We start from the raw sequence: 11,386 nt of genomic DNA on the forward strand, positions 1-11,386 counted from the left end.
CTACTAAATAACGTTTAAAATTAACGTATTTAACGTATAAATTATTTACGATAATGTAGTTGCTGGACTCAAACCCATCAGAGAAAGTAAACGGTCAATGTCAAAGTTTTCTTGCATTAAGTGCTGAATACATTGGACTTTGATGGGTTGATGAACGCGAACTTGACCGAAAGCACGCTCAATAATTTCCACAGTACTCAGAGTATCCAAATCTACTGATAGAATTGGGATTTCTAATTCTTCAGCGCGATTGAGAATGAAAGATGGGGGAGGTAGCTGTCCGGTGAGAATCAGACATTGAGTGGAAGTTTCTAGTGCAGCTTGCTGAATTTCTACGCGATCGCCACCTGTAACTACTGCCATATTTTGGCGCTTGCGAAAATATTTCACGGCAGAATTAACATTCATTGCGCCAATTGCTAGACTTTCAACCAATAAATTGAGGCGATCGCCGCGACATAAAACTTCTGCATTGAGTTGGTTAACCAATTCACCCACGGTGACGCTACGTAGCAAGTTGCTTTTGGGCAATATACCGAATACGGGAATACCTTGCTGCTCTAAAAACGGACGCATGGTATTTTGCACAGCTTGCAGATGGGAAGCGGGGACATCGTTAAGGACAACACCAATCAAACGTCTCCCAAGCAACTGTTTTGCGGACAACAATGTTTCAATAGAAAATAAGGACTTATAGCGGAATACTAGAAGCACCTCAGCATCCACGACATCAGCGACTTGCATTAAAGACAAATCGAACAAACGACCTTCCGATAAATTGCCCGGACCTTCAATTACAACTAAATCGCTATCGATGTTTTGTAAATATTGACTTGCAAGATGCTCCTGATAATCGGTTTTGTCCTCGCCGCAAAGACGCTGTTGCAGTGTAGTTTCGTTTAAAGCGAGTAATGTCGGTACTACTCGGTCGGGAGTTAAATTAAGACTTTGAGTAATAAATTCAACATCTTCCTCAATCAAACTTCCTTCAGATTCTCTCAAACACTTACCAAGAGGTTTGCCGTAAGCGATATCGAGTCCAGTTTGATGTAGCTGATGAGACAAACCTAAAATAGTCGCGGATTTACCGCTAGAAGCTTCGGTTGACCCAATCAGTAAATATTTAGGTGATTTTGGCACGCACGCACTCCTAATTTCAATAGTAAAAAATCTTCAAAGTTAAGTGCTTTGGATCTCAATTGCAAAAAATCGCAAATAGCCGATAAAACTGTTTGGGCGTTTCCTAATTTTAGGTCGAACCAGAGCAATAAAGTTATTCATCATTAATTAGTTAACGATTGGACAATGCATTTCTATAAAAATAAAAATTTGAGGAAAAGAAATAGAATCCTTTTCCCCTCCTATTGTGACGTGTATTTTATTCTTCCAACCGCAGCAGCTTACGATAAAACGATTGAGAAAAATCAGTCATGCGTTGGCGCTTATAGCTTTCAAGCATTTCTATTAAAAAATTTATGAACTCAAAACTTGCCATCATGACCTCATAGCTCAGTTCGGCATTACCCTCAAACTGCATTCGGCATCGGGTCAAGTCTGAAGGTAGAGTAGCAATATTCCAGGTCGCAATAAAAGGAATGCTTTCACTGCTCTCTATTTTACGTTCTCCTTCTAAAGCCCCTTTTTGGTAAAGACCGATCGCGTAAGGTAAAAAATTCCGCTTTCCACTTTGAATGTAAGGTAAATACACACTCGCTTGTTGAGGAGTGGCGGGGGATAGTTGCTCAAACACTGACATAGATTAGATTCCTTGAGTTGTTCGATAAATAGCAATCTTGGTAGATATACATAGTGTTCCCAACTTTTTGGTAAAATCTACACTCGCTTGGAGAGGAATAAGGGAGATCAAAGGATTGGGGAATCGGGAAGAATATTTGATTTAGTCAATAACTGTTGATAACGGTAGAGGCTTGCACAAAGAAAGCAAAAATGTCGGTTACAATAAGGCTGCATTGCAAAAACATAAAGCTAAGGTAATAATGCTGAAGATTTCCCGTAACACGGGGTTGATTCAGCTATTATTCTTTTTTCAGTGACAACCACATCTATATAAGATTATCTTGACAATTCCTTTGCCGGATTGCGATATTACTAGACGAATTGATGAGTTTTATTACGAGATATCCGTGAATAACATCAATCTCAAACTAAGCTCCTGCGTTAGGGAAGATAGTTTTATATAGTGTTATCTAAAACTAGCTTTATGGCATTGTTGTAAAAAAAACTTGCGATTAAATTAACTAAATTATGCCAGCGAATTCCTGGCCCGAAAAAGATTCTTATAACGAACTTGACCCGCTTAACTCGATATTCGCTGAAATGTCGGCAAATATGGATTTAGATGAACAGCGATCGCAGAAATTGTTTGTTCCTTCCCGGTTTCAAGGTCGTAGGCGCAAAGCCGCTCTAGTTTTGACAATGGTCTGGAGCGGTACAATTGCTTTGCACTTAGTTTCTTGGGGTTTTTTAATTGTCTTAGGGTTGGCTACCGTTGTCGGAGTTCACGCTTTGGTAATTGTGTTTGCTAAGCCTCGTGTAAATGAGGAAATGAAAGGAGATTTTCCTTTTATATCTTTGTTGGTTGCAGCGAAAAATGAAGAATTAGTGATTGGCAATTTAGTAAATAACCTTTGCAATCTAGAATATCCTTCATCTGGTTATGAAGTCTGGATCGTTGACGACAATAGTAGCGACAAGACACCAGAATTGCTGGATGAACTCGCTTTAAAATATGAAAATTTAAAAGTATTGCGGCGAGAAGCCGGAGCTAGCGGCGGTAAATCCGGAGCATTAAATCAAGTACTACCAATGACAAAAGGCGAAGTTATTGCCGTATTTGATGCTGATGCTCAAGTTTCTGCGGATGTTTTACTGCGAACCATACCTTTGTTTGGTCGAGATAATGTCGGAGCAGTGCAGTTACGCAAAGAAATCGCCAATGCTTCGACGAATTTTTGGACAAAAAGCCAAATGGCAGAAATGGCTGTTGATACTTTTTTCCAAGAACGGCGCAGTTTGGGTAAGGGAATCGGCGAATTACGCGGTAATGGTCAATTTGTTCGCCGTAAAGCATTGTACAGTTGCGGCGGATGGAACGAAGAAACCATCACCGACGACTTAGATTTGACACTCCGCTTACACTTGGATAAATGGGATATTGAATGCGTATTTTATCCGGTAGTTAAAGAAGAAGGTGTTACCAATGCAGTCTCTCTGTGGCATCAACGCAACCGTTGGGCTGAAGGGGGATATCAGCGTTATTTAGACTACTGGGACTTGATTCTTCGTAACCGCATGGGTACGTGGAAAACCTTAGAACTGCTGATCAACTTTGTCTTAATTCAGTACATCATCCCCACCGCAGCAATACCAGACTTATTAATGGCGATCGCACGTCATCGTCCTCCTATTTTAAGTCCATTAACCGGGATGACCGTAACAGTGTCATTTTTTGGAATGTTTGCCGGTCTCAAGCGGATAAATAAAAACAAAGGTTTGAATTACAGCTACATACTGGCATTACAAAGTCTACGGGGCATTTTATATATGTTCCACTGGCTAGTAGTAATTAGCACCACTACCATTCGGATGTCATTACGCCCCAAGCGTTTAAAGTGGGTGAAAACCTTACGTCAAGGGAGTTGAAGAGATTGGTAATGGGTAATGGGTAATGGGTAATGGGTAATGGGTAGTGGATATTAATTGAACATATTAAATTATGCAAGGGGTATGGAACGTGCCTCTACAGACTCAGATGAGTTAACCACTACTTGGTGCGGAAGCTTCAAGCAAGTTACTTAAGCGAAGAGTCGGAAACGTGCATCTCAGACGTAGCCGGATGCACGTAGTTCATAATTTCACTTCACTACCAGTTACTAGTTAGGAGTTAAAAATTCCCAATCCCCAATTCCCAATTCCCAATTCCCAATTGCTACTTTTAAAATTCCACATCATCTTCATCAAGTTCTTCTAATTCCGATGAATCAGTTTCGTCGGATATTTCTGTGGGTTCTTCACTAATTTGAATAATTTCTCCGTCTAATGCGTCTGCTAAACGTCGAGCAGCTTTCATTATTAAATCAATTTCTGGATCTTCCGCTGCTACCTCTGGTTGAGGTGGTGTTGAAACTGTTTGCGGAGGAGCAGTATTGTTTGATGCTACGGTGGGTTGAGTCCTCGGAGCGGATTGAGGTGGTGGGGTTTTTTCTGGAGTGGGTGGTGGTTGCGGTGCTTGTGGTGGTGTTTGTGGTGGTGTCTGTGTAGCAGAACCAGAATCTGGCTGTACTGGAGTAACAGATGTTGATGTTGATATAGCCGCGTTGGCTATTTCTAAATTTACTTGAATTTCACGGTTAAAAGTTACTTGAAATGCTGCTGTGATTTTTGCTTGGTCTTGCTGTACTTTCTTGTACCATGCTTCCTTGACGGTAACGCGGGCTGTAGAACCATCAAACTCGACAATGCGACACATTTGACGCAGTAGTTCCCGTCGGGAAACTGGTGAAAAGTTAGAGAGTACCTGTTGCCAAATTTGGTTTACGTCATGTGCGGGGACTTGTGGAGGTGGGGTAGAGGGGGTAGAAGGTTCTGGCTGTGGTGTAATTTGGTTTACGTCATCTGCGGGAACTTGTGGAGGTGGGGTAGAGGGTGTGGAAGGTTCTGGTTGTGGTGTAGTACTGTATTTCCTAGTTCCATTTCCATTTCCATTTCCATTTTCTGCTTGTTTTGCATCGGTGTTCTTGAAAGTTGGTTCGGGAGAAGGTGGAATAGGAGGTATTGAAGGTATTGAAGGATGATTGTTTGTCTTTGGTGGGTTTGAGTTAAATAGCGGTACGTTTTGTTGATAGTTAATAGCTGGTGGATGAATAGTGGTTGCTGATGGTAGCAATCCCAATAAAGTGATTTCGAGCCACAAGCGGGGTTGAGTGGTGTTTTTGATTTGCACCTCACAGGTACGTAGATGCTGCTGTCCTTGCAAAATCGTACTTATTTCGATATTTTGAGCAACATCCGCAAGTAATTCCCACATCGCTTGAGTACAAGCAACCAAATCATTGCGACTGGGAGCCGTTTTAGTAATGAGTAAATCGCGGTAGAAGGAAGCCAGATTTTGGAGAATAATTAAAGGTTCTTTACCCCGGTCTAATATTTTGCGGTTACAGTCGATTACGGCTTCGCAGTTGTCAGATACGATCGCTTTTAGTAAGTCTAATAAATCGTATTCGCTGACCGAACCAACTAAATCCCAAACTTTTTCCGGTGTTACTTCTCCCGACAATAAACCCAATTGGTCAAGAAGACTTTCAGCATCTCGCAATCCTCCTTGAGAGACTTGAGCAACTAAGTTAATCGCTTGTGTTGTGATCTGAATATTTTCAATGCCAGCAATATGATTTAAATGTTGCACCATCGCATCTATAGGAATGCGTCTAAAATCAAACCTTTGACAGCGCGAAATGATTGTTGGTAATACTCTTTGCGGGTCTGTCGTTGCGAGAACAAAAACAACGTGCTTCGGTGGTTCTTCTAATGTTTTTAGTAGTGCATTGAACGCCTGCGTACTGAGCATATGGCATTCATCTATTACATAAACTTTATAGCGGCATTGAACCGGAGCAAATTGCGCTCTTTCAATAATTTCTCTAATGTTATCAACACCTGTATTGCTCGCAGCGTCAATTTCAATTACATCTAGAGTGGCACCTTTGCTAATACCTTGACAAGTGTGACACTTTCCGCATGGTTGCGGAGTTGGTCGATCGCCATTCAAGCAGTTGAGCGATTTCGCCAAAATCCGAGCGCTAGAAGTTTTACCCGTCCCCCGAGGACCAGTAAATAAATAAGCCGGAGCTATTTTAAGAGAATTAATGGCATTTGTAAGCGTAGTCGCGATCGCCTCTTGTCCAACTAATTCGGCAAAAGTCTTCGGACGATATTTATGATGTAGCGGTTCGTAAGACATGGAGGAAACAGAGCCGTGAAAGCTTTCCCCCTTTAACCTTTAAGGGGTTTAACTATTTTAATTCGTAATTTGTAATTTAGATTGGGAATTGGGAAATAGGGGTTGGGGAGATGGATAGCGAGCGAGACGCTTGCACTCCTAACTCCTAACCTTTAACCTTTAACCTTTAACCTTTAACCTTTAACCTTTAACCTTTGACCTTTAACCTTTAACCTTTGACCTACTTTGTAAAATTTATATCTTAAAAAAAAACAAACACTTAGAGAAAAACCGTAACTAGTAGCTACAATCTTAGGGTAATTAACACGCTATGGGTGCCTGTATGTTAAGACGGCTGATACAATGGCTGAAAAAGTTTTTTCAAGGTTTGTTTGGCACAACGCAGCAAAATCCGTCGCACAAGTCTAATTCTCCGACATCACCACCTCCACCTCTTAACGATACAGATCTAGAGTTTTTGTTTACAGAACTTTTGGAAGGAGTTCATCAAGCACGGGGACAATCTTGGGTACAAAAATGGTTGGAAAATATTGAACATCGGGTTTCTGAGCAACGTTGGGTAGAATGGTTACAAAAATTTGGCGATAAGTTGTTAGCTGCACCAACACCAAATAATGAATTGGCTTCTCGACTGGTACAGTTGGGAGAGTTGCGGGTTGGCGAAGTTAGTAATGTTGCTTACGACATCGGTATGCGATTATTAACTCGCAATCAAGTAGAACCTATATGGGAGTACGCAGGACCGGATGCTGTCATGGATATACCTCAATCTAATGCCCAACAGGAGCAAGTAGAACCCCCTAGCGATACGGAAGGAGAATATCAAACCATTACTGTCGAAGAATTAATGGACTTAATTCAAGATGATGTAAATTTGCGATCGCAAATCGCTGCACAACTGGGTATTGATACGGATGACCCGGAAGTAATTATCCAGACATTAGTTAATCAATACCATACTGCCTGATAAGATACACGCAAATATTACTCAAAACCGCTCAAATCTTAGTTTGACTTTTGTACGTAAATATGCATTAAAAGCAGTATTGATCTTTAATAATCTTCTTCCAAATATACGGAATTGTTGAGCAAGTTTATTTTGTTTCAAAGCGTATCTTGTCTAGCAAGTTATTTTCCGGAAATTTTGTTAAGTTATCTCAGAAGTAGTAATGTTACTTCTTGTCCGACAGATTTATATTTTACCGAGTGTTCCTAAAAATCAGCGTTCGTCCAGCAACGAACCTTGAATTTTTACGGGCGTAATTGGTTGCATTTGTAGAAAAGTTCACATACTTTGGTAGCCTATTACGTAACGATTTATTTTTTTAACACCGCACTCGTTAAAATCTATGTGAACTACATTTAACAATGCAGCAGATGCTCAGGCGGCTAGTGCAGAGGTTCCTAAAGTATATCCAACATCTTTTTGGCATTAAGCAGACTCGTTCGACGAGGGAGGTGCAAACGGCTAGAAAGTTACCAGAACTGACAAATTCGGATCTGGAATTTTTGTTTACCCAGCTTCTAGAAGGCGTAAATCAAGCGCGAGGACAGCATTGGGCGCAAAGATGGCTGCAAAATCTCGAACATCGGGTTTCTCAACAGCGTTGGTTGGAGTGGTTGCAGTATTTTGGCAATAAATTATTAGCTTCTGCGGCTCCAAATCACGAGTTGGCTTCGAGAATGGTAGATTTGGGTGAACTCGAAATCGGGGAAATAGGCGATGTTGCTTACGATATCGGGGTACAGTTGTTGACGCGGAATGCCAAGCAGCAACCAGCCTACTCGATTCCCATATCTACGGAATTTGAAGGGTTGACTTCTACTCCTGAATCGCAACAATTCTTAATTGAACCAGTAACAACCAATGCTGAACAGGAATTTGATGTTGAATGGGAAGAACCGATTGTAGAATCAATTGCGACAAATGGTGAATTTGATACAGTAATATCTTTAGAAGATTCTCCCGGACAAAATTTGATTCGCGAATTCGGCGAGTTGTTATGGGAAAATTACGAGCCTAATAGTAACGCGATCGCACCGGCAAATACTGGTAGTAATCGTATACACGCTCCTCTAGATGATTTTTCTGAAGCTTTATACGAACAGGTCTTTGAGTATGAAGAAGATGAATCAGTTGAAACGTCTGAAAATACTCATATAGAAGCATTTGAAGAATTATCAGATATACCAGAACAGGTACAAGAAGTTACTTCCGGAGAAGATTTAATCCGAAATTTGGGAGAATTACTATGGGAAGAAGAAACGCTACGAAGCGATCGTGATGTTAATACATCGGAACAAGAATTTATTAATGATTTGAGCGATTTGGTTTGGGATTATCCCGAACAGAATCAAGAAGATACGGTTGCAGATGAAATAGATACAACTTTTGTACCGATTCAAGATTCCGTTGAAGATGCAGACGAAACCTTTAATGCTTTATTGGAATTAGCAGAGGAAGTAGAAGCAGACGAACCAGAAACGGAAGTTGTGGAACCTACTTCTGTAGAACCGACCGTAACAGCTATAGATCAACTGTTGGTCAGGTTGGATGAAAGCGCAAGTTTGGTTGAAGAACTAGCTTCTGGTTTGGGAGAACGGTCAGCTACCTTACTATCGCTTAACGATGCAATAGTTGACGATGACGCAGCCCAAGCAGCCGAAGCATGGTTTTATCAGGGACTTTCGCAAGCTAGAGCGGGTAATTTAGAATTAGCTATCGAATCATACGAAAAAGCGGTACAAATCAAGCCGGATGTGCATGAATACTGGTTTAATCGGGGCTTGACGCTGTTTCATTTGGGACAATTGGAAGATGCGATCGCATCCTACGATAAAGCGATTAAAATTAAACACGATTTTTATAAAGGATGGTACAACCGGGGTCGAGCTTTAGGTGAATTGGGATTCTTGGAAGAGGCAATTGTTTCTTTTAATACAGCGATTGAAATTCGACCCAATTATCAAGAAGCTTGGTCTAGCAACGGTTTGGCGTTATTGAAGTTAGGACGTGTTGACGAAGCTATCTTCAGTTACGATAAATCGTTGGAATTGGAACCATTAGATCCAGAAAACTGGTATTACCGGGGTGTCGCGCTATCTGGTAACGCAAATTATCGAGATGCAGTTGAGTCTTACGACAAAGCGCTGGAATTAGAACCGTATTTACACGATGCTTGGGTTGATAGGGGTGTAGCTCAGGGACAACTGGGAGAATGGCCGCAGGCGATCGCTTCTTGGGATGAAGCTTTAAAAATTAGACCGGATTTCTACTTAACTTGGTTTAACCGCGCTGTAGCATTGGATAATTTGGGGAGTCGAGAAGACGCGATCGCATCTTACGACAAAGCTTTAGAAATTGAACCCAATTTTCATATAGGTTGGTACAATCGCGCAGTAGCATTGTTTTATATAGAACAATACGAACAATCAATTCTTTGTTATGATCGCGCTTTGGAAATCAAAGCCGATTACTGGGAAGCTTGGCTGGGTAGGGGTAGTGCAGCAGATAAATCCCAGCATTTTGATTGGGAATTGAGTTTATCTAGTCCTGTCGCTGGTAGCAATTCCGCTTTGAATGCGCGGGGGGAAGAAGGTAAATTAACTAGTTATTTAGAAGCTTTAAAATATGTTAGTCACGATACCCAGCCTGAAGGTTGGGGTAGACTGCATTTAGCGATCGCGAATTGTTATTACGATATTGGAAAAAGATATTCCACACCCCGCGACTATTGGTATGAAGCGGTAAATGAATACAACCAAGCATTGGAAATGATTACCGCAGACGCTTTTCCCGAATTGCATTTAGAAGTATTGCAAAACTTTATTAAAGTTCTGGTTGGTTTGAGAGAAACTACTCAAGCACAGGAACTGCATCAATACAGCACCGATTTCTTACAAGAATTATTAACTCAAGCAAATCGTAGTGATGATTCGAGAAAGCAATTAACGCTGAAAAATATTGGTTTTGAACAGCTAGCGGTGGAAATTGCCATCCAGTTTGGTGAAATCGTTCAAGGGTTAGAAATTGCCGAGCATGGTAAAAATGCTTGTTTAACTTGGCTGCTGTACGGCTGGACGGATCGAATTAACTCGCCAAATTACAGTTCTATTTTACAGCTGCTTAATCCCACAACCGCCGCAATTTACTGGCACATCAGCCCATCAAGTTTACGTACCTTTATAATTAAGCCTAACGCTCCCGAACCCATTCCAGTATTTACACCAATGCTGAATGTAGCACCAGGTGAATATCCCTTACCCGAAGCAGTCAATCGGTTAGTAGAATTTGAAGATTGGTTGCAAGAATGGAATCGGGAATATGGGGATTATCGCGGCGAAACCAGGAATAAACAAAGCAAAATAGACCATTCCTGGCGTAAAGATATGGAACAGCGGTTGGCGAGACTTAGAGAAATACTGTGTATTGCTAGTATCGAACAGGAACTTCAAGGAATTGACAACCTAATTTTGATTCCTCACCGCGACCTACATAGATTTCCTTTACACGGACTATTTTCCGCAAAATTTGCCATCAGCTATTTACCCAGCTTACAAATCGGGTTAAATTTACAGCAACAAAAATCGAAACACAATAAATCTTCACCAAGATTACTGAGTGTAGAACACCCCGACACCAAAGATTATCCTCCCTTCAAATCAGCCAAAATAGCGGCTTTGGCTATTAGTCAAATGTTTGATAATCCTCATCGCATTCAGGGAACAGAAGCCACAAAATTACAAGTAGAAAACGCTTTAACAGGATACAATATATTTAATTTTTACGGTTATGCAAACGATAGTGCTAATCCTGCGAATTCAGAAATCTTACTAACGTGGGAAGACAAGATAAGCCTAAATGAGATTTGTAAAAAACCCCTTAACCGTTACAGCTTATTTACCCTACCCGCTTGCGAAATTGCCACAAACAAGCAAAATATAACCACCGAATACGCCGGTTTAACTAGTGGTTTACTCAGTCAAGGAGTTACGAACGTAGTAAATAGCTTGTGGAGAGTAGAATCAACAGCTAACGCTTTAGTAACGATCGAGTTTTATCGGAGATTGCGATCGGGTGAAACATCAGTTGTAGCATTAAAAGAAGCCGTCGAATGGTTGAGAGAATTGACAGCAGGAGAACTGACAAAATGGTACGAAAGTCTGTTGAATCAACTTCCTCCCGAAGGATTGAGAATGAAAGCGCAACTCGCGACACAATTGTATAGAACCAGTCAAATGGAAGCCGATACAAAATTGTACAGTCATCCTTATTATTGGGCTGCATTTGTGATTGGGGGAGCTAGCAATTAACAATTCGCAATACCCTTCCCTACGGGACACCTTGCGGTGAACGGGAACACCTCCGGTGAACGCAATTCGCAATTCGCAATTAAAATGTATTAA

Annotated in this window: 6 protein-coding genes; 3 read left to right on the top strand and 3 right to left on the bottom strand. The window is 41.1% G+C overall.

The window, feature by feature from the left end; all coding sequences use genetic code 11:
* Positions 1-45: 45 nt before the first annotated feature.
* A complete protein-coding gene (locus VB797_RS33855) occupies positions 46-1,140 on the bottom strand; it encodes a phosphotransacetylase family protein (protein ID WP_323242190.1) in 1,095 nt (364 codons plus the stop codon).
* Between the two features lie 238 nt (positions 1,141-1,378).
* A complete protein-coding gene (gene ebsA / locus VB797_RS33860) occupies positions 1,379-1,756 on the bottom strand; it encodes a type IV pilus biogenesis protein EbsA (RefSeq protein WP_323242191.1) in 378 nt (125 codons plus the stop codon).
* Positions 1,757-2,265: 509 nt separating this feature from the next.
* Here ebsA and VB797_RS33865 point away from each other — a divergent pair.
* A complete protein-coding gene (locus VB797_RS33865; protein WP_323242192.1) occupies positions 2,266-3,663 on the top strand; it encodes a glycosyltransferase family 2 protein in 1,398 nt (465 codons plus the stop codon).
* Between the two features lie 292 nt (positions 3,664-3,955).
* On the opposite strand, the gene VB797_RS33870 is transcribed toward VB797_RS33865, so the two are convergent.
* A complete protein-coding gene (locus VB797_RS33870) occupies positions 3,956-5,980 on the bottom strand; it encodes a DNA polymerase III subunit gamma/tau (RefSeq protein WP_323242193.1) in 2,025 nt (674 codons plus the stop codon).
* Between the two features lie 322 nt (positions 5,981-6,302).
* Here VB797_RS33870 and VB797_RS33875 point away from each other — a divergent pair, with 322 nt between their 5' ends.
* Positions 6,303-6,947 (top strand): hypothetical protein, encoded by a 645-nt coding sequence (locus VB797_RS33875; protein ID WP_323242194.1) that lies wholly within the window; start codon positions 6,303-6,305, stop codon positions 6,945-6,947.
* Between the two features lie 491 nt (positions 6,948-7,438).
* Entirely contained in the window at positions 7,439-11,293 is a 3,855-nt protein-coding gene (locus tag VB797_RS33880) for a CHAT domain-containing protein (protein WP_323242195.1), read from the top strand.
* Positions 11,294-11,386: the final 93 nt, after the last annotated feature.

Origin of the sequence: Rivularia sp. UHCC 0363 (assembly GCF_034931125.1) — a bacterium.
Taxonomy (GTDB): Bacteria; Cyanobacteriota; Cyanobacteriia; order Cyanobacteriales; family Nostocaceae; genus Rivularia.

What these genes read in the sequence shown, in the direction of transcription:
- ebsA (WP_323242191.1), bottom strand. Translation starts at nt 1,756, where the DNA reads ATGTCAGTGTTTGAGCAACTATCCCCCGCCACTCCTCAACAAGCGAGT.
- VB797_RS33865 (WP_323242192.1), top strand. Translation starts at nt 2,266, where the DNA reads ATGCCAGCGAATTCCTGGCCCGAAAAAGATTCTTATAACGAACTTGAC.
- VB797_RS33870 (WP_323242193.1), bottom strand. Translation starts at nt 5,980, where the DNA reads ATGTCTTACGAACCGCTACATCATAAATATCGTCCGAAGACTTTTGCC.
- VB797_RS33875 (WP_323242194.1), top strand. Translation starts at nt 6,303, where the DNA reads ATGTTAAGACGGCTGATACAATGGCTGAAAAAGTTTTTTCAAGGTTTG.